A 25,356-nucleotide genomic window follows, 5' to 3' on the forward strand; every position below is an offset into this window, starting at 1 on the left:
AGGAGAACACCATGTATGAAAAAAACGCCGAACACCAGCAATGGCTGGAAGACAGTATCGCCAAACTGGATGCCGCTGCAGGCACCATCCACATACAGCGTGGTCAAGACTTGTACCTGAGTGCAGCCCTGCGCATACCCGAACCGGTAATTGCCATTGTGGCCCACGTCAGTCACGGCAAGGGTATGGCTGGTGCTGCGCAACTGAGTAAGGCACCAGTACAAACCTGTAATCTGCAAGACGACAAAAGTGGCAATATACGTCCAGGTGCCAAGGCAGTTGGGGCGCAGGCTGCGATTGCCATTCCCTTGCTTAACAAGGCGGGTGATGTCATGGCAGTGGTTGGTTTTGCCTGGCAAAAAGAAGGTGACCCGGCGGAGTGGGTAGCACAAGCACCATTCCCTGATAAACTGGCCGAACTGACAGCGCGTCTGCAAACTGCCTGATTATAGAACTTACCCCTATTGATGAAATGAGTTCTAGTTTTCAGGCAGGCTTAATTTGCGCACAAAGCCTTCCAGTGCCACGGTTTCCCCAGTCGCATTGGCAATGGGGCGACCGGGCAAACCCATGCCTTCACTAATGAACACGACATTACCCATGACACATAGATTCGAAGGTGTGTCCAGATGCTCTGCCAGGCAGTGAATGGTTTGGCTGGCCAGATCAAAGCATAACAGGCGTCCTGAATAGCGCTTGAAACCACCATGCCAGGGTATTTGCGGTATATCAGCTACTGGCATGGGCTGCAAAAAGTCTTCGCATAATTCCAGCACCAATAATTGCCCCCGGTCGGTAAAAGCCATCCCCGTAGACAGTGTCAGCCCCTCTATCACCGTATTGACTTCGCCAGTGTCCAGATCCAGCCGGACTATCTTGCTGACGCCTTTTTCAAAATGTATACCGGTTTTTTCAACGTCGCCCTGCAACTCACCGGAGAACAAGGAAATCAATACAGGTTGGCTTGTGGTATTTTGCTTCCAGCTTTGATCCAGAATCACGGTCACAGGTACTGCACGCTGGCCGCCAGACAAATCTGGCAGCGCGCCGACCACTGCTTCTGGTTTGCCATCGATGAATTCTATAGCCTGATTGGTGTCTGGTTTTACCGTCAGCCAGCTTTGCCTCTGCGAGTGATAGCACAAGGCATTCAAATTACCGTGGCTATGGAACAAGGGGCGGGGAGGTAAAACCGATAAATCCATGATGCGTGAGCCGGATACATAATCAGTTTGACTCAACAGCCAGCGACCGCCACCGTATGCCACATCAGCAAGACCAAAAATTTCATCCCGGCACATACGTGCCTGCATATTCATGGAACGAAAACCAGTAGCCAGCACTTCTGAGATGGCGTAAGCCACGGCACCATCGGACCTGAACTGCAGTTTGAACTGCAATAAACGCCCAGAAAACGGTTGCTCGGTATCACCGGTACCAGCCTCCACCAGCAGCAAGCTGCCATCCTCTTTCAGCTTGATCCCACGCGGATTGTTTAGCCCACGCAAGACTACGTTCGAGGCGCAGATGCTGCGTTTGGGCTGTTGTTCTACAACGATAGGACGCAGATTTTCCATGGTTGGAGATCGATGTGTGAATGAAGGGCATCAATCTGTCTGATTGATAATCAAGTGTTTCATAAAAGACAAACATGGTCAATATAACATTTTTTATTGAATGGTCTTTTGTGAGTGGGAATATCAATTGACTGCAAATGGAGGGGCGAACTGCCGCTTGATCAGATAAAGTCTATGGCTAGAGAAAATCGATTTCTCAGATACAGGACGACATATTACCGCAGGGTTTGCGGTGCTTGACAAATATACAAAAAAGCTCGTATTGTTTGGTCTTGAATCTGCCTGACGACACATCAAGTTTTATATCACCGCTCCAGTTGAGACGAGCAACGATGCTTAAACACGAAGTGATAGGGCCATCATCCAACCACAAGGACATGTCATGACCGACTTTACACTTAAGATTCAATTTTCAAAAGCCGATACAGCAAGTTTGAATCAACAGGGTTATCTGGTGGCGATGGTAAAGGGTGAGCAAACAACAAGCACCGTGAATCAAGTCCCCATGTGGGTGACGTTTGCACCGTTTGAAAATAACCTTGTTACGTGGGATTCAGTCTACGGATTATTTGGGTCACCTGACACAACAGGTGGTAATGCACCGATCACGGCATATTCTTCAGTATTTCCTGCAGAGGCAGGCGCCATTTATCCATTTCAGCATAATACTTTCGGCGCACCAGAAGCGTCTGCTGAGCCAAATACATACAATGTACAAAATGCGGATGGACGCAAGCTTACTTTTGGTTTGCTGCAATCAATCACGGCGAATGGTGCCTCATACAATGCACAACCCACGAGTGCAACCGTGGTTGAAGCCAATATGAACATTCAATTGCTTCCAAGCGATGTCGTATCAATCTTTATGTTCAACATAGTGCAAAACGGTGTCGTCGTAGTTACCAATGAAACTGCTTTGTTGGACGTTAACATGAAGGGGAATCCGCAACAGACAATTCACTTTGATGGGCAGCAGTTTGTGGTTGGGGCTTTGCCACAATAGCAGACGGTGCATCACTGGCAAAATTTATGTAAGGAATGTGGTCAACTAATGATTTTTTTAAGAAGCATAAAATTTTTCCTGGCCATGTTGATCATGGCGGTGTTGGCAGGGTGTGCAACTCAGAGTGCTACTGCCCCAGACCAGAGTGACAAGGGAGCAAACTCTTCAAAGGTTGAACTTGGATATGGGCGGCAAGCAGCCGATCCTGATTTGGTTCGTTTGCTGCTTTTGATGCAGCAACGCCTGAATCTGGCAGAAGACGTCGCCATGTTTAAGTGGAACACCAAAACAGCCGTTGACGACCCTGTCCGTGAACAGCAAATCCTTGATGCGTTGGCCAGGCAGGCACCGCAATATGGTCTTGCTCCAAAGTCTGCCCAAGATTTTTTTGCTGCACAGATCGTGGCTGGCAAGATGATACAGTCAGCCCTGTTTATTGAATGGGTAAGCAGGCATCAAGCTCCATTTAGCAATTCACCGGATTTGAAAACAGAAATCCGGCCTGCACTTGATCAGCTAACGATAGATCTACTGACGGCCCTTGCCAGAACACAGTCGTTGCTAAGTAATCGGTTTGGGCAACATGCCATTGAGATCGCCGCTGCTGAAACAAATGTACGCGCTGGTATAAAGAATTCAGTGCCAGCGTACGCTTTGGCATGGCAGAAGGCTTTGACTGGATTGATCAAGATTGCACAGCCATAGCGTCGAGCTTACCGCTCGCATCTTGCCCAGCATGGTTACTTCCAGCGTATACGCAGTTTCGTCCTTTCGATTTTGCACGGTAAAGCGCCTTGTCGGCTGCTTCGATCAGTTCATGCGCTTGATTGTTTTCTCTGACCGGCACGAAAGCGTCGATGCCGGCACTGACGGTGACTACGCCGGTCGAATTGCCAGCGTGTTGAAGTTCCAGTTGGTAAATCGCCTGGCGTATATTTTCTGCTACCTTCATGGCACCTGCAACATCGGTGCCAGGTAATAAGATTGCCAACTCTTCGCCACCGTACCTTGCACTAAGGTCTCCTGGTCGGTGCTTGCCAGCGGCAACCACCTTACTGATTGCGCGCAGACATTCGTCACCGGCAGCATGCCCATAGATATCGTTATACTGTTTGAAGTAATCAACATCGATCATGATCAATGCCAGGGAACTGGCATTGCGCATTGCCCGGCTAAATTCATCTTTTAAGGCAATATCGAATTGGCGGCGGTTAGCAAGACCTGTTAGCCCATCCTGCATGGCTAATTTTTCCAATGTCCGGTTTAATTGTTCTAGTGATTGGCGCGTCTTGACCAGTTCAGCTTCTGCCTGCACGCGTAAATTGATTTGCATGATAAGTCGTGAGCCGATTAAAGCCAGGCCGAATACCAGGCAGCCTACGCCAATGGCATGGACAATAGCATCCGATTTCCACTCTGCCAGAACTTCATCTTTAGACAGAGCGGCAGATACTACCAATGGATATTGCGCCAATTGGCGGTAACTGTTGATACGGGTGATGCCATCCTGGCCGGAGGTAAAAGTCTGCGTACCCACTTTTGCGCTGGGGAGATATTCACGAAACAGCGGAAATTGCGAAATATTTCTACCAAGGGATTTCTCTTCGAAAGGGCGTCTCAGCAAAATGGCACCATCAGTCAGTGCGACAAAAATTGCCCCATTTTCGCCAATATCAAATTGCTCGTAAAATTTCTTGAAATAACTCATGTTGATCGTCGCCAATACAACTCCGGCAAAGCTGCCATCGTTATTATTGAAGCGGCGTGAAACTGTAATTATCCATTCACCTGTGGATTTGCTCTTGATCGGTGGTCCAATGTGCACACCGCGATCCGTATGCTCACGATGATAAATAAAATATTCACGGTCAGAATTATTCGCAGTCTTATTCAGCGTTGCCTGCGAATTGCTAACCCAGCGACCATTCTGGTCGTACACAAAAAGGCCATGAAGCTGTGGTAATTCCTGAACGCGCTTGATTAGCAAAGAATGAAAACGATCTATATTCGATTCTGTGACACCGTCCACTTCCAGTCGCTCTACCAAACCAACCAGTACGGTGTCCGCCCCCTTGATCGTATCGTAGGCATGCTGCCCAATCGAGCGTGCCAGATTTGATGCAGCTATCTCAGTTTCGGCCAGTTGTACCTCCCGTGCCCTCCAGGTGACCCAGCCCTGAACCAGGATAAGAGAGGCGCAGACCAGAATCACAAAACTGGTGGCAAGTGCGGTGACAGGAAATTTTCTGGGAGGAGGGTCAGTAAGACCAGTATTGATGGCAGCCATAGTCGTCATGAAATGAACCCCTCTGTCTGGTAGTGATTCAACCTGAAGCAGGAAGCGTACTGTGTCTGAAGAAAAACAAAGATATTAATAATTATAGGGTATATTAGTAAAAAAATATGATTTTATTGTTAAGTACGATGAAAATATTTCCTGCCAGTATTAAAAATAGGACTTACACATAATTGACCCAGCAAGGTTGTCACTTTTAGGAAACCTCCCTTGCAAGGGAGGTTCGTTATGTCGGCAGGCAACATGTGCCTGCAACCCCGACTGTACCGTCAGCGACGCAGACAATACTTTATACAAGGTCTTAGTAAATGCGGGAGCTGTAACGCTTTAGGGCGGTTTTGCGTGAGTCCTGTTGAGGATGTTTGGAAAATTTTTGTGTTATACGGGATCAGCAACTTTGGTGATACCAGACTCTTGTTGTTGGTAACGTGGTTAAATACCTGTTTTATGTTGCTGAAATGAGGAACAGGCTGTTAAGTCAGTCGCTCTGATCGCCGTGAGTTATTTTGATTCCTGTGCTGACGCGTGTCGTGAGGCTGCGCAGAGATTTCTTGGTTTTATTTTCCAGTTGCAAGGTTAAAACGACCGGCTTCTAGCCGATGGTTGTTCAGTCATGATCTGTATCAGCAGATTTCCACGGGTCAATATGGGTCATCAAATTGAGGACACGATGCCTTTGCAGTACGCTTTGTCGCGCCGCAACTGCAATGTCATGGCCCGCTTCAACGGTGAGGTGTGCGTCAACTTCAATGTGGACATCAACGACAATCATATCCCCCATTTTGCGGGTGCGTATATCGTGTACGTTGCGCACCCCGGGGGTATTGATCAAAGTCTGGCGTATGGCTGCCACTTCTTCCTCATCTGCAGCACGATCCATTAAATCATGCAACGCTTCCCAGCCGAATTCCCAGCCCATTTTGCTGATCATTAAGCCGACAAATAACGCGGCAATCGGATCGAGTATAGGGTAGCCAGCCAGATTGCCGATAATGCCAAGGCCTACAACGAAGGAGGATGCTGCGTCAGAACGGGCATGCCAGGCATTGGCCAGCAGCATGCCAGATTTGACTTTTGTTGCAATCGCCAGCATGTAGCGAAACAGTAACTCTTTAGATATCAAGGCAGCGATCGCTACCCATAATGCAGCAATGTGGACTTCGGGTATGGTGGCAGGTGACCTTAGTTTTTGTACTGCGGACCACAGCATTCCCACTCCAACCACCAATAGCAGCATTCCCAATGCGAGGGAAGCCGCATTTTCAAAGCGCTGATGGCCGTATGGATGGTCTTCATCGGCTCCTTTTTTACTTTGATGGCTGGCAAGCAGTACCACAAAATCAGCTACCAGGTCAGATAGCGAATGTATACCGTCAGCAATCAATCCCTGCGACTTGGCCATAATGCCAACCACAATCTGACCTATGCTGAGCAAAAGGTTCACGACCACACTGGTCCAGGTACTTCGTCTGGCGGCAGCTGCTTTTTCTGCCACCGTGTGTTCCAGGTCTTCGTGGTCTTCGATAAAATCTTGAGGAATCATTGCTGGCTTTCTTGTGGATGGCTGGCGTTATAGATTTACGTGGGCGCGATTAGAACAGCTACATCACACGCGTGTCAATCATAGCCAGCGACATGCAGGTCAGAATCATTGTTGCGCCAGTAAAGCAATTTATGAACAGTCACCTCGACCGCAGTAGGTATGCCTGCCGATTTGGCGGCTGTTTCGTTTGTTCCGCTGATGATAGTGCTGGTGATGCCAATTTGTGTTGTCTTTAGCGTGCTGGACGCATTTCTATGCAGATTTGTTTTGCAGTTTTTCTTCGATGGCGACCCGGCCTGGCAGAAGTGATGAGCGTATCTTCGCCCGGCTGAATTTGCTATTGTGGTTACTGATGTGATTGGTGATTTAGCGAGCTAATCTTTCATGCACACATCATGGAGGTTTGTGCACGATGTCACAAACTTGTAAGGATTTTGCTTTACACTGTGGCAAACATCTCCTCGGTGTTGAAGCTTTTTTAAGCAGCCTTTGGGCTGCTTTTTTCTTTATGGGAAATGCATGTTAGTCGTTAGTGATGTAGTAGTTGCACATCGTGATCAAGCCATTCAGTTTGTCAGCGTCTTTTCTGGTAAGCAGTATATCTCTTACTTCGATAATCTGGGTACGGCTGGGAATGATTTCTGTGGGGCTTCGGCACATCCAGTCAATTAATATGGAGGTGATCTTCTTTCGTCCCAGTTTGGCAACTTCCTTACGTGTAGGGACGTAAGTTTGAAAAGTCTTATCTTTTTGTTTGGCGGCCCAATTTTGGGCGGCCAGCAGATTTTCATCTGGTACACCGAAACGGTCATGTAAGTACTGCATACGCTATGCTCCGTAGATGTTAGGCAGAAGCGGAGAAGGTATTTTAGATATAATACCTAAAAGAGCTTTAATAATTCTCTTTATCCATATTGTAACCCCATATCTTCAGGCATTCCTTTTTTGTCATGCAGGATTGTTGAGCATTCAAAAAATAGTGGAAGTGGAAATAATGATTAGAGTGTGTATGAAGATTGCAATACAATAAGTGGCCGCCATATTTTTGAAGGTCGGTCTGCCCTGATAATTATTTCGCCATTTTTAATACATCAATGAAAAAAATTATACCCTTGATTTCTGCAGTTGCTTTTTTGCTGTCAGCCTGTGTCGGTGCGCCGAAAGTTGATTTTGCAAACATTGATAGTGCGTGTGCACAACAATGCTCGGCCAATCATACTACCTGCATGAGCGGTTTCAAATTGTTTCCACTGGCAAACGAGGCATCCTGCAAAACCGCAATGGAAACTTGTGCGCAAACCTGCCCGACAAAGATTGAGTCCGCAAACTCGGTCAAGGCAAAACCTGCGCCGACATCAACTGCCGAAAAATTGAAAGAAATTGATGCGCTTCTCAAAGACGGCTTGATAAGCAAGGCTGAATACGAAACAAAGAGGCAGGAAATACTCAAAGCGATGTAGAGCATGAATGCTTTAAGGCTGGTGAAAATGAAGAGCTAGGTTTTTTCTAAATTCTGCCGGTGGCTCTCCAAATCGCTTGCGGAAGATTTTCCCTAAATAGCTAACGTCGGAGATGCCAGCTTCATCTGCTATAGATGCAAGGCTGTGACTGGAGTTGAGCAGGCGCCACTTCACATGTTGCAATCGTACTTCGTTCCAATAATTTTTCGCTGTCATGCCATGGCTTATCAAGAACTGACGGTCCAGTTGCCGCCGACTGATACCGACCATGTTAGCAAGTTCTTCTGTTGTCCTGCTTGCACTAAGCAGGGTGCGCATCAGGGCGATGGCTCGACCTACATGGCGTCCTGCACTTGCTTCATAATCCAGTGATCGCAGTTGGTGGCTGCTATTGCGTGCCTCGTCCACCAGCATGTCAGCCAGACCTTTCAAGGCCCTCGTACGACCGCAGACACGCGCCAGCATTTCTACGGCAAGGTCTATCGCCGCAGTGCCACCGGCACAGGATATTCGGTCACCATCAAAGCAGTACATCTGATTGCTCATGATTTCTATGCGGGGGAAGGATGCACGAAATTCGGTTTCGTGTCTCCAATGTAGTGCGATTTTGTGGCCTGACAGCAGACCACACTCTGCCAGCATGAAACATGCGTTGTCGATGCAGACAAGTTTTACACCGTGTCCCGCAGCCAGGCGCAGGATATTTTTGTAATGTGGGGCCAGCGCCTGCGTCGCTTTGGCGTTTCTTCCTCCAAATACGACCAGATAATCGAAATCCGGATAGTTAATTTCTGACGGCGTAACCTGGATTTGCACGGCGATTCCACTGCTTGACTCAACATATCCAGGATCAAGACCCAGGATATGCCATGTGCAATAGCGTTGACGGCTGTAGTCGGCTTCGTCTGCAGTAAATCGCAGTTTATCCAGAAATCCGCCGAAGGGTAACATCGCAAATTCTGGCAATGGCAATAGCAAAACGCGAATGTCTGCCACCTGTGCTTGAGTGTGCATATTTGATATGTCCAAAAATCGTCTTAAAATGTCTAAATAATACCATTGTTGATCAAGCATATTCTTTACACTGTGTCGGTAACGAACAGGAGAAATCATATGGCCTTGCACACTTGGATTATTTACGCGATAGCGGTGTTGGGCCTGTCGATTACACCGGGGCCGAATGGATTGCTCGCCATGACACATGGTACACTGTATGGAGCAAAGAAGGCTATCTATACAGTTGCGGGGGGCGTGACAGGCTTCATCTAATGCATTGCTGGTACTTAAATTAGCTGGAGGTGTTTACCTGGTCTGGCTTGGCATTCAATTATGGCGTGCGCCGGGACTTCATCTGGCACCCAAGGGAAATGTGGAAGTATCGCATGGGGGCAATTTGTTCCGCCGGGGGTTGCTAACTGCAATAGCGAACCCGAAGGTCTTGCTGTTTTATGGCGCCTTCCTGCCACAGTTTATTGATCTGCAGCGGGCGCTGTTCCCACAGTTTGTCGTCATGACTGCAACTTTTGCTGCCATTGAGTTTCTGGTCGAATATTTTCTCGCAAGATTGGCACATCGCGTCCGCCCGTGGCTTGAAAGAGGAGGGAAGCGTTTCAACCGCACTTGTGGCACATTGTTTGTTTTTATCGGTGCCGCCTTACCGTTGATAAGGTAAGGAGCACAGTATTGCGTACCAGTGGTGTAGTTTTCAATTCATAGTGAGTTTAAATCAGTATTAGACATACTTGTGTATCGCCTTAAACCCGCAGCAAATGCATGCTTTGCCGCGTCCTGAAGACCGACACTGCATTCATCAGTTCACCAGATTGTTCGTTCAGGCTGGCTGCTGCGGCGGCCATTTGTTCTACCAGTGCGGCGTTTTGCTGGGTAGTTTGATCCATCAGGGTGATGGCTTCGCCAACTTGTGCAACGCCAGCCGATTGTTCTGAACTGGATGCGGTGATTTCAGCGACGATTTGGCTGACTTTGCGGATGGAGCCAACCACTTCGTTCATGGTGGTGCCAGCCAGGTCCACCAACTGGGATCCTTTTTCTACTGATTCGACGCTGGTGCTGATCAGGGATTTGATTTCTTTGGCGGCGTCTGCGCTACGTCCGGCGAGGGATCTTACTTCAGTGGCGACGACGGCAAAGCCACGTCCCTGTTCGCCAGCTCTGGCAGCTTCTACTGCTGCGTTCAGGGCCAGGATATTGGTCTGGAAGGCAATGCCATCGATCACACCTATGATGTCCTGTATTTTTTTAGAAGATTCATTGATGCCGCGCATGGTACCGACTACCTGTTCAACCACGGAGCCACCGCGTGTGGCCACTTCAGATGCTTGCGCTGCCAGTTGATTGGCCAGTCTGGCATTGTCGGCATTTTGATTGACGGTAGAGTTGAGCTCTTCCATTGAAGCCGCTGTTTCTTCCAGTGAACTGGCCTGGCTTTCTGTACGGTTGCTCAAATCCATGCTGCCGGATGCAATTTCGTTAGTGGCCTGGGCGATGCCGGTGGCCGAGCTTCTTACGCCGTTGACCAGTGATTCCAGCGAGGTCTGCATTTGTTGCAACACGCCCATCAGGCTGCTGTCGCTGGCGCTGTTGTCTATGCTCTGGGACAAATTGCCTTTGGCAATATTCGCCAGCGCTTCTCTGGCCTGGACCGGGTCGCCGCCGAGTTCTTTGTGCAAGGTTTTTTGGCAAAAGAAGTTTAAGAAGACAGCAACCAGGCTTGCCAGTACAGCCAGACAGATAGACAAGGTGATGGCAAAGCTGACCTTATTGTTGACGTTGATATGCTCTTGCGCAGAGCGTTTGCCTGCTTCGTCACGTTGCTTCAATAATTCAGCCCGCAAATTTCTCCAGGCTGGTGTTTCTTCCGCATTGAGGACGACCGTAGCGTCACCTTTTTCTTTAAGAATGGCAACGATCTTTTCTTGTGTCTGGGCGTGAATCGCCCTCAGTTTGGGCAGTTCGGCCAGGTTTTGTGTGGTGCCATTCACAGCAGATACTTTTAGTGCTTGTTCAAATGCCTTGTCGTAGGCCACTTGTGCTGCCAGAAAATTGTCCACTCCCTTCTTGTTGCTAGGGTCCAGCACCACATTTCTGAGTGCCTGGCCCATTTGCAGGCCCTGGGCATACATTTCAGAGATGTTCCTTTCCAGTGCCTGCTCAGTCGAAATGTAATTGTCAAACTGTGTGCGTGTTGATAGTAAGGAGGTAATTGAAGTGGCTAAACCTATGGCAAACAGTAATGCAGGTATGGTAGAGCACAAAACTATTTTGGCCGAAAATTTCATACGTTCTCCTTGGATTTGCCGGTGATCGGCTGGCAATGGCGCAGATTGAAGGGGATTCAGGAATGGATATAGGGGTGATTGGTGTCAGTAGTTTACTTGCCATTCTTTATTAATGGGTGTTTGTTACGGATGAGTGTAACAAATTGCGTATGCCGGCTCGTGAAATATTTTTGTGTGTTAGCTGTTGTCGGTCCAATCACAGGCGACGATGAGCAGGCAACAGAATGTGGCTGGCAGCCTACGGCGCTCAGCAGAATTCTTGCGCTGCGGTTTCCTGTAAACAGAAAGTTTTTTTAGCGTACTTTTCTACCTGTAGCCAGCTGCTGTGAAGGTGGTTTCATTGAAGTCTGTGTAGTGGCAGGGATAGCCACCCGGTCAAACGCAGTCACCGTCAGGCATACACGTCGGCAAGCCTGGGCATGAATTGATACAGGCGTATCAATTCATGCAGTGGCTGCGGGCGGCACATCACAAAGCCTTGTATCAGGGTATCGCCAAACTGACGCAGAAAAGCGAGTTGGCTATCGGTTTCCACGCCTTCTGCAATGATATTGAGGCGCAGGTTGCGCCCCAGTTCTATGATGGTGCGGACGATGGCGCGGTCTTCTGCCTGGTCTGGCAAGCCACTGACGAATGAACGGTCTATCTTCATGGAGGAGATAGGTAGATTTTTCAGACGTGACAGCGATGAATAACCCATGCCAAAATCGTCGAGGCTGATGCCAAAACCCAGTTGTCGCAGGCTGTGCATGATGGGTATCACACGATCCGGTTGTTGCATCAGCATGCTCTCCGTCAGTTCCAGGCACAGGTGACGCGACGCAATGCCGGACTGTTCGACCACGGCGCTGAGTTCTGCCGGCAAGGTGTTACTGGTAAATTCGGATGGCGCCATATTGACATGCACCTTTAAATCACGGAAGCCAGCCTTGTGCAAAATGGCCAGGTCATGGCATGCCTGTTTGACCACCCAACTGCCAATCTGCACGATAAGGTGGCTTTGTTCTGCAATAGGAATGAAGATATCTGGCCTGACCATCTCACCATTCAAACGCCGCCAGCGCAGTAACGCTTCTACCGCGACGATGTGGCGATTGCCGTCGAAGATGGGCTGGTATTCGAGAAACAGACTCTGATTCGTCATGGCCTGATACAGTTCCACTTCCATGGTCAGGCGTTGCGCCAGATCAGACTGTTGCATTGCCAGCGTCTGTGTGGTGCTGGTGGAGAAAAAACTAAGGGCATTGCGACCGGTTTTTTTGATGCGGTACATGGCTGTATCAGCACTGCGCAGTAAATCAGGGCTGTTCATGCCGTTTTCAGGAAAAATGCTGATCCCTATACTGGCCGAGATGGCGACTTCATGATGGTTGAATAATACCGGCACCTGCGCTGCATCCAGTACTTTTTTTGCCAGCGTGTCCAGTTGCTTTATAAATGGCGTGGATGAGTTGTTTGGGTGTAGCAAGATGGCAAATTCATCTCCTCCCAGTCGCCCCACCAGATCGCGGCCTGACACCAGTGACTGCAAGCGTTGAGAAAAATCCTTCAAAACAACGTTACCCGCCTCATGACCAAATGCATCATTCACCGGTTTGAAGCGATCAAGATCGATAAAAATCAAACCGAAAGGGCTGTTGTCTGCACTATTGTCCAGGCAGGTTTTATCCAGCATGCGGTAAAAATGGCTGCGATTGGCCAGCTCGGTCAAGCCATCTATTTGCGCCAACTGGCGTATGGTTTCTTGCTGTTCCAGCCTTTGTGCTGTTTGGGCGATCAGGGCACCAATACTGGCCGAAACGGTAGGGAGTTGTGCTTCGCGCTGGCGTGACAGGCGGCTGTAAAATTCCAGTACGCCAGGGCTGTGGCGATCACCTTCGTCGGTGACATAAGCAACCGGAAAGACATAGCCTGAACGCAGCTTACATTGACTGGCGCTGCTGTTACGTAAAAATTCTTGGTCACTTTGCATGTCTTCAACCCAGCGTGCTTCACCTCGTTGCCATACCTGGCCGACCAGACCGTCGCCGGGTGTCATGTGCATGCTGAGACTTTCCTGCGTAAAGCTGCTCAACGCATTCTGGGCGCTGTGCCAGTAATGTTGGCAACTGAGTTTTTGCTGTTCCTGTTTGTCGGTTTCCAGTGCCCAGTAGGCTCCCCATTCCCAACCCAGGTTTTCGCAGACCAGTTGTATCAGTTTGGTAACAGCACTGCCAAGGGTGTCCGTGCCTACAAATAATCTGGTCGATTCAAAACTTAATCTCTCGCGCATTGCTGAGTGTTTGCTGGCTGTGATATCCAGCAAGACGCCAGCGATCAGGCCTGGCTGAAAAATTGCGCCTGGCATGGTCACCAGGCGCAACCAGCGCATACCATGGGTTTCACTGATGACACGAATGTCGCACTCGATCGGGCTATTCTTCACTGGCACTGTATTCAATGCCTGGATCAGCGTACTCAAATCTTCCAGGACTGCATGGCTGAAGCAGTGTTCCAGATTCGCATGCCAGCCTGCAACTACCCAGAGCAAACCGGCGGCATGCTGAGAAAGCACCAGTTCGCCGCTTGCAGTATCGAGCCACCAGCGGCCAAAAGATGCTGCATCCTCGATAGGATCATGATGGCAGGAATTTGCCAGAATTTCGTTCAGTGCGGGTGTGATGTGGCGTCCAGGCATGAAGATGGGCTCGGATTGCGGTGGGGAGACAAATTCATGCATGTCGTAAAGATTCATGGTTGCTCTCATAAGTGGTATTTTCATGCAGCAATTTTTATACCATTCACATCTCATTGGTATTTTGATCGAAAACACCTGTCATCTCTGCTTTTTCTGGTACGTGTTGCAGGGTAATGCGCATGCAGGGCCATGCACCATGAAGTGACACTCGTGCTTCATGGCGCTTGAAGACTGCACTAAAGTTGCGCCTGATTTTCTTGTGCAGGTGCACATAATTTAATGTCAATTGATATCCACAAAAGAAAATTTGCATAGTAAAATGAAACTGGTCAGACCGAAATTTAATTCGGTCTGGCCAATAATATTGCATTTTGATGCGCATATTTCTGTATTGATAAGGAAGGCCCAGGCAATGAAATCCATGGTATTTCATTGCCTTAATTTTAAGAGTGGTTCATGCAAATGAGAAATGATTCACGTAATACCAGATGGAATTCATCACCTATTTCAGGCTTTACGCTACTGGAATTGCTGGTAGTGATCGCCATTATCGGTTTGCTGAGTGCATATGTAGGTCCCAAGTATTTTTCCAAAGTGGGTGAGTCCAGGCAGAAAGTGGCCAAGGCGCAGATAGAGTCTTTCAGCAAGGCTTTGGACAATTACAGGCTGGATGTCGGGCGCTACCCAACTGCAGATGTCGGGCTCAATGCATTATTGGTCCGACCAGTTGGTGTTGCCCGCTGGAACGGACCTTATCTGCAAAAAGCGGTACCTGTGGACCCATGGGGCAATGGGTATATTTATCGCATCCCCGGGCGCAATGGCAAGGAATATGATCTGTCCTCGCTTGGTGAGGATGGCCGCGTCGGCGGTGCCGGCGAAGCTGCAGATGTTACCAACTGATCGCTGAGGCCCGGCATGCGTTACGCTGTTCGCGCAGTAGGCCGTGATAATCGTGTCCAAACGCTGGAACTGGAAGCAATGGATGCCGACGGTGCATCAAGTGCTGCCGTTGCAAGACATATGACGGTATTGGATGTAAAGCCATTATCGGCGCAGGTACAAAAGCGTGGCAAAAATTTTTCACTGGTTTTGTTTACGCAAGAGTTATTGGCGCTGCTGCAAGCAGGATTGGGTTTGATCGAGAGCCTGGAAGCCCTGGGTGAGAAAGATGCGCAAAGTGAGACAGCAAGCGTCGTGGCTCGTTTGCTGGTGCGTATGCGGGATGGCTTGCGATTTTCTGTCGCAGCCGCTGCTGAACCGGAACATTTTCCACCCTTGTTCATTGGTATTGTTAAAGCCGCAGAACGTACCAGTGATTTACCACAGGCCTTGTCGCGCTACATTGAATATCAGGTGCGTATCAATGGCATTCGGAACCGCATCGTCAGTGCTGCAATTTATCCGGCGATATTGTTGGTGGTCGGTGGTGTAGTCAGCATGTTTTTGCTGGGGTATGTTGTTCCCCGGTTCTCTGTGGTGTACCAGGGTAGTGGCCGGGAACTGCCGCTGATGTCGCAATGGCTGATTGCCTGGGGGACAGCGGTGGCTGCACATGGCAAGTTGTTGCTGATGGCAGCCGTAGGCGTCATCTTCGGTGTACTTGCCTGGTGGCGCCGGCTAAGGCGTTCAGGGCGGTTGATGTCGATGTTGACACGTTTGCCAGGAGTGTCACAGCGCGTGAATATTCTTGAACTAGCACGCTTGTACCTGACTTTGGGCATGTTGCTGGAAGGCGGTATCGCCGTGGTCAATGCGCTGGAAATGGTAAGTGGCACGTTGTCTGCACACAGAGCCAGGGCTCTGGTGACAGCGCGCCACAGTATAGTTCAGGGCGGTAATTTTTCTGATGCATTTGAAAAAAATGGCCTGACCACTCCGATCGCCTTGCGCATGTTGCGAGTGGGTGAGCATACGGGGCAACTGGGTTTGATGCTGACACGGGCTGCACTTTTTTATGATGCTGAAACAACAATTTGGATAGAGAAATTCAGTAAAACCTTTGAGCCGGTCTTGATGGCACTGATAGGTATCGTGATTGGTTTGATTGTTGTGTTGTTGTATATGCCTATTTTTGATCTGGCAGGTACTTTGCAATAAATGGATAGCAGGTTTGATCGCAGTATGGGCCTGCTGAATAAACGCAGGGGCATAGTCCGCAGCCAGGAAAGGAGCTTGTCAGTATGATGGATACCGTGCGTACGGCGCATCTCAATTCGCGGCATTCAGGGGGAAGCTTTTTTATAGAACTTGAGGCACTGACACAACTTGAACCACGTGTTTTGTTAGCGCAGACCTCAGCCTTGTTTCGTTTGGCGGTGATTGATATGGCAGGCATGCTTGCCTATGAGCCTGCATTTGAATGTTTGCCGCTGGCACGGGCTCAGGTAAGGCAATGTGTGTTACTGCGCAATGCGCTGGGACTGACGGCAGTGGTCTGCGATCCGTATGATCAAAATCTGCAAATCTGGCTGGAAACGCTGGCCGCTGCGCCACTGCAATGGCGACTTGCTTTGCCAGGAGAGGTGCATGCTTACCTGGCCAAGCAGGAAGAATCGGTGCGTTCCGTTGATGTGCTGATTCATGACCAGCAAGTTGATGGCGAGCATAAGAATTTGCTGGAAAATCTCAGTTATGCCGCCTTGAGCGATGCTGCCAGCCCGGCGGTCAAGCTGGTTAATTCCACGCTATACGACGCTTTGAAGACGGGCGTGTCTGACATCCATTTTGAATCGACACCAAATGGCATGCTGACGAAATATCGGATAGACGGGGTGCTGGATCAGGCCGCGCAAGTGACGGGCAGGGCGCTGGCTGAGCAGGCTGTGTCCCGCATCAAAGTATTGGCAGAGCTGGATATCTCCGAGCGCCGGGTGCCGCAGGACGGCAGTTTCAGGGTAGAGGCGCAAGGGCGTGAGATTGATTTGCGGGTATCTATCATGCCCAGTGTGCACGGCGAAGATGCCGTGATACGGATACTCGACAAGCAAGCCATGGTCAATGTGCATGGTGGACTGACACTGGATGCATCGGGTTTTGCCGATGATCACCTGACCACCATACGTCGTCTGGTGGCGGAACCCTATGGCATGGTGCTGGTGACTGGGCCGACCGGATCTGGCAAGACCACGACTTTGTATGGCGCGATGACAGAAATCAATACGGGCCGGGCAAAAATCATCACGATAGAAGACCCGGTTGAATATCATTTATCAGGCATCTTGCAGATACCTGTGAATGACAAAAAAGGCTTGTCGTTTGCGCGTGGTCTGCGTTCGATATTGCGTCACGACCCCGACATTATTATGGTCGGCGAAATTCGTGACCAGGAAACTGGTGAAATAGCCGTGCAGTCGGCATTGACCGGGCATCTGGTTTTGTCCACCGTGCATGCGAATAGCGTGTTTGATGTGTTTGGTCGCTTTGCACATATGGGGATAGATCCCTATTCTTTTGTTTCTTCGCTCAATGGCGTCATTGCACAACGTCTGGTCAGACTCAATTGTAATTACTGCAGCACCAGTTATGAGCCAGATGACGAGGAATTGTTGCGCAGTGGACTGGAACGCCAGGCGGTGAAAGATTACATTTTCAGACGAGGAACAGGTTGCGGCGATTGCCGTGGAACGGGTTATCGCGGACGCCGTGCTGTGGCTGAAATATTGACACTAGATGATGCCTTGGCCGAATTGGTGATAGAGCGCAGACCCTTGCGGCAGATTAAGGAAATGGCGCGAGCCAGCGGCATGCGCAGCTTATTTGAAGATGCATTGAAGTTGGTAGCCAATGGTCAAACTACATTAGAAGAGGTTAAGCGTGTCACTTTGGCGGGTTGAAAAAAATTATTTGAACATTGGTGGTCAGGAGATGTGGCTCAGTCGCGCTGATGGCAGTTCGCCGCACAAGCTGGCTGCAAAGCCGGGGGATTGGCAAGCCTTGCGTGAAGAACTGCCCGGATTGCTGACCGCAAAGGCCGCCTTGATTGTTGTTGTAGCCGATTGCTGGGTACGCTATTTCTTGTTGGATCTGCCTGATGAAATCGTCAGTTTGAATGATTCTTTCTTGCTGTTGAATGCCCGTTTTGAAAATTTGTATGGACAGCCAGCGACAGACTGGATAATACAGGCCGACTGGCACAAAGGTGAGCCGATGCTGGCTTGTGCATTGCCGCGCAGTTTGTTGCAGGCCGTTGAGATTTATGCGCTGCGCAGTCTGGAGCCGCAACTGGTGGCGATTTGGCGGCAGCAATGTGTCAGTCTTCCTCTTACCGGTGCCTGGTGTTTTGTACAGGATGGCATCAGTATCTTGTTGTATTGGCAGCAGGGTGTGTTAAGGCTGGTACGTCAGCTGCGTTGTGAAGATGTAGATGCCTTGTTGTCGTTAGAGTTACTCCGAATGGGAGAGCAATTGCCGGTCGAGAAATTTTGGACCGGCGATGCCAGGCCGCCGCATTGGCTACCACGGGAGTCAATCGCATGAAACCTCTGCAAATCAATTTTGCAGATAAGAATAATCCTTGGCGCTGGGACAGTCAGCGTCGTGGCGTACAGGCATTTCTTGTATTGATTTTGTTGACATTATGTGTGCTTGTTCTGGCCTGGCGTGATTGGCAACATCTACGGACTGATCTTGTGCGCCTGGAAGAGAAACGCATGCAAACACAATCCGAACAAGGGCGGGTGACTGGTGCTGATCAGGCACATCAGCAACTTGGCAATAACGAGGTTCTGTTGTTGCGTCAGTCAGAATATTTGCGAAAATTGCGCTGGGAAGAAATTTTTCAGGCATTTGAAGCCGTGCCAGGCGCGAGGCTGGATGCATTTGAACCGGATTTAACGCGCGGCATAGTCAGGGTGCAGGCGCACGTCGTTGATGTTGTTGCCATGCAGATGTATCTACGTGAATTGCAGAAGAGTCCTGTCTTTTTGAGAGTAAGCCTGTTGCGCCACGAAACGCAGGAAGTACGTTTGAATTTTCAATTTGAGGTCGTTCTTGCGGATCCATATCGCATGCCCGAAGCGCAGGAAAAGGAGTCACCTTGAATCGACTTTCTGCTTTGCGCTGGTACCTTGACATCTTTGTGCTGCGGTATGGTTTGTGGCCTTTTCCCGGAGTGGCAATATTGTTGCTGGTATTGTTATTGTGGCTGGTATGGTTACCGGTGCAGGAGGCAGGTGTGCAGTCAGAGTTGCAGGAGCTCTCGATGCAACCGGAAAGTGCAAGCGAAAGAAAATCTGCTCAAACCGCAAACGCCTTGAATTTGCCTTTGGAGTCCACTGCGAATGATGGCGTGCAAAGTATTTTACGCATAGCGAAGGAACAGGGGTTGGCGATCATGCAGGCAGACTACAAGCGACATGAAAATGGGCATATAGGTCGTTGGCAACTGCAACTGCCTGTTACCGCCAGCTACCCGCAGATACGCGGTTTTTTACGGGCAACACGTGATATTCCCGGTCTGTCCATGGATGAGTTGAATCTGCGTGGTACTGACGTTGGTGTTGAGGCCCGTCTGTCGTTTTCCATCTGGTTTGAAGTGGAAAAGCCGGTCGAGACACTGGCTGAGGGCGGCACCTGATGTCAAAGCGACTGGTACTGATGCTGACGATACTGGCAGGAGTTGGTTTGCTGATTCTGTTGGACCGGCCACCCCCGTCAATTGTTGCGGAGGTCGAGCCAAGTCAGCCATTAAAGCGTACACCAGCCAGCAAGCTTGAAGTAAGCATGGAAAAACAGTCCGCTGTTGAAAGTGCACCAGTCCCCGACTTGTTTGCCGATCATACGGTCCCGGTAATGAATCGGCTGCCCCAAAGCGCTCCTGCAGAGGGAAAAGATAGTGGAGTGGAACAGGAATTCAGTTTGCTTGGTTTTAAAGAAGAAAATGGCAGACGTGAAGCTTTTTTGATGAGAAATGGTGAAGTGTTAATCGCCCATTCTGGGGTGATGTTTGAAAAGCGTTATCGCGTAATGGACTTGCAGCAAGACAGCGTACATATCAGGGACAATCAGTCTGGTCAGGAAATCCGGATCGGCTTCAGGGTGAATCAATGAAACGAATTGCAAGAAATGCGTTGTTGGTATGCGGCTTGCTGGGTCTTGCGGCATGCGCAACCACTGCTCAGACAAAACCAACGGAAATTCGTGCTTTGCTGGAGGCTGGCAAACTGGAGGAAGGCATAGTGCAACTGGAAGAATTGTTGAAGCAAACGCCAAACCATATTGAAGCCCGTGTTTTGCTGGTCAATGCCCGACGCCAATTGGCGACTCAATTATTGAACCTGGCCGCACAAGCGACACGACGCGAAGCATGGGATGAGGCGCAGTCTGCCTACCGACAGGCAGCTGCCCTTGGTGAGGTGGAGCAGGCCATGCTGGGTGTACGCACATTGGCTGCCAGTCAATACCAATCCAGATTATTGAAGAGCGTGAACGAATTATGGGATGCTGGAAAACCTGACGAGGCACGCAAGGAGCTGCATGCCTTTCTCACCGAGTTTCCGCGGCATGCCAAAGGCTTGCAGCTACAGCGAAAAATCGGTGAGCCTGAAGCGCACATGCAAAACGCAGTGTTGAGTACGGCATTTCAAAAACGTTTGAGCTTGCAATTTCGTGAAGCTCCGGTGCGGGCTGTGCTGGAAGCCATGTCGCATTCGTCAGGTATCAATTTCACATTGGACAGGGATGTGCCTTCCGATTTGCGGGTCAATCTGGATTTGCGGGATACCACGGTAGAGTTGGCATTGCGTAACTTGCTGATGAGCGTGCAACTGGAACAGCGCATCGTTGATGAACGCACTGTCTTGATTTATCCCAGTGATCAGGCCAAACAGCGCAATTATCAGCAGTTGAACATACGCAGCTTTAAAATTGCCAATGCCGAGGCCAAGCTGGTAGCGAATAGCCTGAGGACATTGCTGAAAACACGTGATCTGGTCGTGGATGAAAAACTGAATATGCTGGTGATACGCGACACGCCCGAAACCATACGCATGGCCGCCAAATTGGTGGCGCTGCATGATGTGGCCGAACCGGAGGTGATGCTGGAAGTGGAGATACTGGAAGTGCAGCGTAGTGACCTTGAAGCATTGGGTGTGAAATGGCCTGGAAATATTGGTTTGAGCCCACTCGCTAAATCGAACTTGAATGAAGATGGCAGCATCAACAGCGGTGCTTTCACATTGAATGATTTAATGCATATCAATTCGCGCAGCGTGTTGGCAACCGTGGACGCGATGAAATTATCTGCCACGGTTAATCGTGAAAATGTCAGCGTGCTGGCGAATCCGCGCATACGCATCAAGAGCAGGGAAAAAGCGCAGATCAAGGTGGGTGAGCGGGTGCCCAGTATATCTTCCAATGTCACTGCGACCGGGGTGACATCGCAATCGGTGAATTACCTTGACGTAGGCCTGAAGCTGGAAGCCGAGCCTGTGGTGTATCTTGATGATGAGATTTCCATCAAGCTGAATCTGGAAGTCAGCAGTATTCTGGGCACTATTTTTGACAGCAATAATCAGCCATATGGCTATCGCATTGGCGCCCGCAATGCAATCACGGTCTTGCGTCTGCGCGATGGTGAAAACCAGGTGCTGGCCGGACTGATCAGTGATAACGACAAGCACACTGTCAATGCAGTGCCCGGTCTGGGGGAGTTGCCAGTGCTGGATCGTTTGTTTGGCAATCGTGGCACAGAAAGAACCAAGACAGAAATTGTCTTGTCCATTACACCCAGGGTTATTCGTAATCAGCCGCTGGGGGCATCGGGCGATATCGAATTTGATGCCGGCACAGATGCCAGTTTGCGTGGACGTGACGGTTTGCCAGGTCAGCAGCCGGCGATGTTGCAACAACAGCCTGCGTCAGTTCAGCCAACTCAGCCAGCAATGCAGTATCCGCCTGCCGGCGAGAAGGTTGGTGGCTGACGTGCGCAGCAAAGGTTTTACCCTGATAGAACTGATGGTGACACTGGTTATCGTCTCTTTGCTAGCGGCGATTGCCTTGCCGGTCGCGCAAGTGGCGGTGCAGCGCCAGAAAGAGCAGGAACTGCGCCTGGCACTGCGTGAAATCCGCAATGCACTGGATGACTATAAACGCACCAGCGCTGAGGGGCGTATTTTAACGGCGCCAGACAGCAGCGGTTACCCACCGAATTTGCTGCAATTAGTGAAAGGGGTCACAGATCAGCGCAGTGCCAGGCCAAAGAAAATATTTTTCTTGCGTCGCATTCCGCGTGATCCATTTTGTGAAGACAGCAGTTTGCCAGACGAACAAACCTGGGGGCTGCGTTCATATCAAAGCGAGGCAGACAAACCCATGTCGGGTGATGATGTCTACGATATACATTCTAATTCTGAACTGGTCGGACTGAATGGCATTCCCTATCTGCGTTGGTAAAGACGAGGGGAGGTGCGCTGGCAAGCGCGGCTTTACCCTGATTGAATTGCTGGTGGTGCTGGCAATACTGTCATTGCTGCTGACCATTGCAGTACCACGCTATTTTCATAGCATCCAACAATCCAAAGAGACAGTACTTAAAAAAAACCTGCATGTGACACGTGAAGTCATCGACAAGTTTTATGGTGATACGGGGCGTTATCCGCAATCGCTGGATGAACTTGTTGAAAGAAGGTATTTGCGATCCCTGCCTGTGGATCCTGTTACAGATAGCAGTGCTACCTGGGTGCTCATCGCGCCAGAAAAGGGTGGTGGCATTTACGACATTCAAAGTGGTGCGCAAGGTATGACACGAGATGGCTTGCCGTTCAACCAGCTGTAAATAAGTCTGCGCATAACATTGCTTTTAATTTAATTCCTACACTTTTATTTTAAATATTGGCCTGACCAAATATTTAATACCTTCCCTGTATCCATAAGAATTTAGCTTACATAACTATATTGGTCCATCCAATAATATTATTGGATGGATCAAATTTAATATTGGCTGGACCAATTGTTGTTTTTTTGCTTTATTTCTAAGATATTTTTTCACGCAAGGATACTTAAATATTAAACATGTTTGTTAAAAATAAGAGATTTTAGTTCAATAGTTAAAATCAAATATTGGTTAATTTTTAGAGGATTTAACTTATTTTAGAGTTTAAATAGATGGAGTTAATTTTTTTGTTAATTCCAATAAAATTAACTTGAATGCTTTAAAAGAAAGATTATTTTTATTTTGGTTATACCCCTGTCATGAACTTGATTGACAGGTACTTATATTCACGCGCATTCTCGATTTGGATCGGAAAAACGTTAAAAATCTTTAAATACTCACCCGGGAGTGGTCTTAAACGATGCTCAGTATGAGGGTATGTGAAGAAATTGAAGCGGCATGTCTGGTCTCTCCCATGCAGGGAAATAATGCTGCCAAACGAGCAGCGAGCGCTTATCTTTTTGTCGCACCACGGATGATCGCTTGCCCTGGACATGGTCAAATCATGAATCAATATAAATGGAGACAAAAAAATGAAGGTGAATTTTCTGAAAGTGACATTGTTGGCAGCGGGCATTGCAGCTGGCGTACAAGCGATTGCTGGACCGGTAGGTTATGGCGCAGCCACAACTGGTGGCGGTAGCAAGACGCCGATATCGGTTGCAACCATGGCTGCCATGCAGGCGGAGATTGACAAGTATTCTGGCAGTGGCGGTTTGGTTCTTAGCTATACCGGCAAATTTGACTACTCCACCATCACTGATGTGTGCGCGCAATGGAAAAAACCGGCGCAAATAGTCGAGATTAAAAACAAAAGTGATGTCACGATCAAAGGTACTGGTGACTCAAGTGCCAATTTTGGTATTCATGTTGTTGGCAATGCGCATAATGTCATCGTGCAAAACATGACCATAGGTTTGTTGCAGGGAGGGGAAATGGCAGATTCCATTTCGATAGAAGGTAATTCTACTGGCAAACCCAGCAATGTCTGGATAGATCACAATACAATTTTTGCCTCACTGACGATGTGTCCGGGTGCTGGTGATGCTTCCTTTGATGGTGGCATTGACATGAAAAAAGGGGCAAACAATATCACTGTCTCTTATAACTACGTGTATGACTATCAAAAAGTGGCGTTGAATGGCTACAGTGACAGCGATACTCTGAATGCTGCTTCAAGAACCACTTATCACAACAATCGCTTCGAAAACGTCAAATCGCGTTTGCCATTGCTGCGTTATGGCAAAGCACATCTGTTCAATAATTACTTCGGTAATGTCCATACCTCCGGCATCAATCCGCGTATGGGTGCTCAGGTTCTGGTTGAATCAAATTATTTTGAAAATGTTGCCAATCCTGTGACGTCTCGTGACAGTAGTGCTCTGGGCTATTGGGAGTTAAAAGACAATTTTGTCGGCAGTGGCATTACCTGGACTGCACCAGACAGTACTTCCAAGCCTTATGCCAATGCGACAGACTGGACAACCACTAAGGCGTATGGTGCTACCGGTTATTCCTATACAGCCGCTGCTGCAGCTGGTGTGAAAGCCAAGGCAATTGCAACTGCTGGTGCGCGCACCAATCTCGCTCAATAAGCAGGGCTGAGCAATCCTGGTTTGCCGATCCGGGCGGCTGATTGATGGTGCTCGGGTCGCGCATTTGATTACCTTATTGAAAGTGAGATGATACAAATGAAAAAGTTACATGGTGTACTCTTTGCATTTTTTGGATTTGCTTTTGCTGTTGGTGCGTACGCAGCACCGGCTAAAAGACCTGTACCTGCCTGCACCAAATTATCTGTTTCGTCGACAACGACGGTTCCGGCAAATACGGTTTTTGATGGCCTGGTCAAATATGGCAAGATGGTTTGTCTGGTTGGCACCGGCAAGAGCATGGCTGGCGATCAAAGTGAAACTCAAATCCCGCATTTCGCTCTGGAAGAAGGGGCGACACTGAAGAATGTTGTTATCGGCGATCCTGACTTTGGATCTGGTCGCAACTTGAAGGCAGGCGGTGCAGATGGTGTGCACTGTAGTGGTAACTGCAGAATCGAAAATGTGTATTGGGGAGATGTCGGCGAGGATGCGGCAACACTCAAAGGCCCTGGCACAATGACTGTTACTGGCGGCGCAGCATACAAGGCGGCGGATAAAATTTTCCAGAATAATGGTAAAGGCGGGAAAATCGTGATCACCAATTTTTATGCAGAAGAAGGCGGGAAGCTGTATCGGTCTTGCGGTAATTGCAGCGCATCAAAACAAAGCGCACGTTATGCCGATATCAGCAATGTGACAGTCTTCAATGTCGGTCATCCTGTGCTCGTCAACAGCAGCTTTAACAGTAGCAAGCTGCCGGGCCTGAAAGATGCCTTTGATGTTGCCACAATCAAGGATCTGAACTCCAATATCACGCCTGTTTGTAGTGGTAGTATCGGTACCGTTTCCGGGAACGAACCGAAGGACGATACAAACGCAGCTAACGTAGCACGCTCCTGTAAAGTGTCAAAGTAATTGATGAGCAATTGTTGAGCAATTGTTGAGTAATTGTTGGAATGGAGACGCCATCAATA

At 49.1% G+C, this 25,356-nt stretch carries 24 protein-coding genes and 1 pseudogene; 18 read left to right on the forward strand and 7 right to left on the reverse strand.

All coding sequences use genetic code 11. The features are described 5' to 3' along the window. Positions 1-11: 11 nt before the first annotated feature. A complete protein-coding gene (locus AC1RVX_RS20090; RefSeq protein WP_493218377.1) occupies positions 12-446 on the forward strand; it encodes a GAF domain-containing protein in 435 nt (144 codons plus the stop codon). Between the two features lie 33 nt (positions 447-479). Here the strand turns inward: AC1RVX_RS20090 and AC1RVX_RS20095 are convergent, their stop codons facing one another. Continuing rightward, a complete protein-coding gene (locus AC1RVX_RS20095; RefSeq protein ID WP_493218378.1) occupies positions 480-1,577 on the reverse strand; it encodes a hypothetical protein in 1,098 nt (365 codons plus the stop codon). Positions 1,578-1,959: 382 nt separating this feature from the next. On the opposite strand from AC1RVX_RS20095, the gene AC1RVX_RS20100 reads away from it, so the two are divergent. Both AC1RVX_RS20100 and aroQ read left to right on the forward strand, forming a co-directional pair. Next, positions 1,960-2,580 carry a hypothetical protein gene (locus AC1RVX_RS20100; RefSeq protein WP_493218379.1) on the forward strand — a complete coding sequence of 207 codons (621 nt, stop codon included), beginning with the start codon at positions 1,960-1,962 and terminating at the stop codon, positions 2,578-2,580. A gap of 48 nt (positions 2,581-2,628) precedes the next feature. Further along, positions 2,629-3,285, forward strand: coding sequence for a gamma subclass chorismate mutase AroQ (gene aroQ / locus AC1RVX_RS20105; protein ID WP_493218380.1), 657 nt, complete (start codon positions 2,629-2,631; stop codon positions 3,283-3,285). Here aroQ and AC1RVX_RS20110 read toward each other — a convergent pair. Both AC1RVX_RS20110 and AC1RVX_RS20115 read right to left on the reverse strand, forming a co-directional pair. After that, the gene (locus AC1RVX_RS20110) at positions 3,266-4,876 is read right to left on the reverse strand and encodes a sensor domain-containing diguanylate cyclase (protein WP_493218381.1); all 1,611 of its coding nucleotides are present in this window, start codon (positions 4,874-4,876) and stop codon (positions 3,266-3,268) included. The two genes, aroQ and AC1RVX_RS20110, sit on opposite strands and share 20 nt — an antisense overlap. Before the next feature lie 607 nt (positions 4,877-5,483). Beyond that, on the reverse strand, positions 5,484-6,419 hold the full coding sequence (locus AC1RVX_RS20115) for a cation diffusion facilitator family transporter (protein WP_493218382.1): 936 nt from the start codon (positions 6,417-6,419) through the stop codon (positions 5,484-5,486). 159 nt (positions 6,420-6,578) lie between these two features. On the opposite strand from AC1RVX_RS20115, the gene AC1RVX_RS20120 reads away from it, so the two are divergent. After that, complete coding sequence (locus AC1RVX_RS20120; RefSeq protein WP_493218383.1) at positions 6,579-6,728, forward strand: hypothetical protein; 150 nt, start codon at positions 6,579-6,581, stop codon at positions 6,726-6,728. Between the two features lie 213 nt (positions 6,729-6,941). Here AC1RVX_RS20120 and AC1RVX_RS20125 read toward each other — a convergent pair whose 3' ends face one another. Beyond that, a complete protein-coding gene (locus AC1RVX_RS20125; protein WP_493218384.1) occupies positions 6,942-7,244 on the reverse strand; it encodes a hypothetical protein in 303 nt (100 codons plus the stop codon). A gap of 269 nt (positions 7,245-7,513) precedes the next feature. On the opposite strand from AC1RVX_RS20125, the gene AC1RVX_RS20130 reads away from it, so the two are divergent. Next, positions 7,514-7,879, forward strand: a complete 366-nt coding sequence (locus AC1RVX_RS20130; protein WP_493218385.1) for an SHOCT domain-containing protein — start codon at positions 7,514-7,516, stop codon at positions 7,877-7,879. A 12-nt stretch (positions 7,880-7,891) separates the two neighbouring features. Here the strand turns inward: AC1RVX_RS20130 and AC1RVX_RS20135 are convergent, their stop codons facing one another. Continuing rightward, positions 7,892-8,953: a GlxA family transcriptional regulator gene (locus AC1RVX_RS20135; RefSeq protein ID WP_493218386.1), complete on the reverse strand. Its 1,062-nt coding sequence runs from the start codon at positions 8,951-8,953 to the stop codon at positions 7,892-7,894. 39 nt (positions 8,954-8,992) lie between these two features. Here AC1RVX_RS20135 and AC1RVX_RS20140 point away from each other — a divergent pair. Continuing rightward, a pseudogene (locus tag AC1RVX_RS20140) lies at positions 8,993-9,551 on the forward strand (LysE family translocator). An 82-nt stretch (positions 9,552-9,633) separates the two neighbouring features. Here AC1RVX_RS20140 and AC1RVX_RS20145 read toward each other — a convergent pair. Further along, the gene (locus AC1RVX_RS20145; protein WP_493218387.1) at positions 9,634-11,178 is read right to left on the reverse strand and encodes a methyl-accepting chemotaxis protein; all 1,545 of its coding nucleotides are present in this window, start codon (positions 11,176-11,178) and stop codon (positions 9,634-9,636) included. 391 nt (positions 11,179-11,569) lie between these two features. Further along, a complete protein-coding gene (locus tag AC1RVX_RS20150) occupies positions 11,570-13,912 on the reverse strand; it encodes a putative bifunctional diguanylate cyclase/phosphodiesterase (RefSeq protein ID WP_493218388.1) in 2,343 nt (780 codons plus the stop codon). A 399-nt stretch (positions 13,913-14,311) separates the two neighbouring features. Here AC1RVX_RS20150 and gspG point away from each other — a divergent pair, with 399 nt between their 5' ends. The 12 genes from gspG to AC1RVX_RS20210 all read left to right on the forward strand — a co-directional run bounded on the left by gspG (position 14,312) and on the right by AC1RVX_RS20210 (position 25,297). Beyond that, entirely contained in the window at positions 14,312-14,758 is a 447-nt protein-coding gene (gene gspG / locus AC1RVX_RS20155; RefSeq protein WP_493218389.1) for a type II secretion system major pseudopilin GspG, read from the forward strand. 15 nt (positions 14,759-14,773) lie between these two features. After that, positions 14,774-15,955 carry a type II secretion system F family protein gene (locus AC1RVX_RS20160; RefSeq protein ID WP_493218390.1) on the forward strand — a complete coding sequence of 394 codons (1,182 nt, stop codon included), beginning with the start codon at positions 14,774-14,776 and terminating at the stop codon, positions 15,953-15,955. A gap of 86 nt (positions 15,956-16,041) precedes the next feature. Then, positions 16,042-17,691, forward strand: coding sequence for a GspE/PulE family protein (locus AC1RVX_RS20165; RefSeq protein WP_493218482.1), 1,650 nt, complete (start codon positions 16,042-16,044; stop codon positions 17,689-17,691). Between the two features lie 31 nt (positions 17,692-17,722). Then, positions 17,723-18,334 carry a hypothetical protein gene (locus AC1RVX_RS20170; RefSeq protein WP_493218391.1) on the forward strand — a complete coding sequence of 204 codons (612 nt, stop codon included), beginning with the start codon at positions 17,723-17,725 and terminating at the stop codon, positions 18,332-18,334. Next, positions 18,331-18,897 carry a hypothetical protein gene (locus AC1RVX_RS20175; RefSeq protein WP_493218392.1) on the forward strand — a complete coding sequence of 189 codons (567 nt, stop codon included), beginning with the start codon at positions 18,331-18,333 and terminating at the stop codon, positions 18,895-18,897. The genes AC1RVX_RS20170 and AC1RVX_RS20175 overlap by 4 nt, the downstream gene beginning before the upstream one ends. After that, the gene (locus AC1RVX_RS20180) at positions 18,894-19,433 is read left to right on the forward strand and encodes a hypothetical protein (RefSeq protein WP_493218393.1); all 540 of its coding nucleotides are present in this window, start codon (positions 18,894-18,896) and stop codon (positions 19,431-19,433) included. Before AC1RVX_RS20175 ends, AC1RVX_RS20180 begins: the two co-directional genes overlap by 4 nt. Continuing rightward, positions 19,433-19,906 carry a hypothetical protein gene (locus AC1RVX_RS20185; RefSeq protein WP_493218394.1) on the forward strand — a complete coding sequence of 158 codons (474 nt, stop codon included), beginning with the start codon at positions 19,433-19,435 and terminating at the stop codon, positions 19,904-19,906. The genes AC1RVX_RS20180 and AC1RVX_RS20185 overlap by 1 nt, the downstream gene beginning before the upstream one ends. After that, complete coding sequence (locus AC1RVX_RS20190) at positions 19,903-21,777, forward strand: secretin GspD/PilQ domain-containing protein (RefSeq protein ID WP_493218395.1); 1,875 nt, start codon at positions 19,903-19,905, stop codon at positions 21,775-21,777. The genes AC1RVX_RS20185 and AC1RVX_RS20190 overlap by 4 nt, the downstream gene beginning before the upstream one ends. Position 21,778: 1 nt before the next feature. Next, a complete protein-coding gene (locus AC1RVX_RS20195; RefSeq protein WP_493218396.1) occupies positions 21,779-22,249 on the forward strand; it encodes a type II secretion system protein in 471 nt (156 codons plus the stop codon). Beyond that, positions 22,224-22,631: a type II secretion system protein gene (locus AC1RVX_RS20200; RefSeq protein ID WP_493218397.1), complete on the forward strand. Its 408-nt coding sequence runs from the start codon at positions 22,224-22,226 to the stop codon at positions 22,629-22,631. Before AC1RVX_RS20195 ends, AC1RVX_RS20200 begins: the two co-directional genes overlap by 26 nt. A 689-nt stretch (positions 22,632-23,320) precedes the next feature. Continuing rightward, positions 23,321-24,382 carry a pectate lyase family protein gene (locus AC1RVX_RS20205; RefSeq protein ID WP_493218398.1) on the forward strand — a complete coding sequence of 354 codons (1,062 nt, stop codon included), beginning with the start codon at positions 23,321-23,323 and terminating at the stop codon, positions 24,380-24,382. A 96-nt stretch (positions 24,383-24,478) separates the two neighbouring features. Then, entirely contained in the window at positions 24,479-25,297 is an 819-nt protein-coding gene (locus tag AC1RVX_RS20210; protein ID WP_493218399.1) for a pectate lyase, read from the forward strand. Positions 25,298-25,356: the final 59 nt, after the last annotated feature.

This window comes from Undibacterium sp. GW821-FHT11B02, from assembly GCF_058808955.1.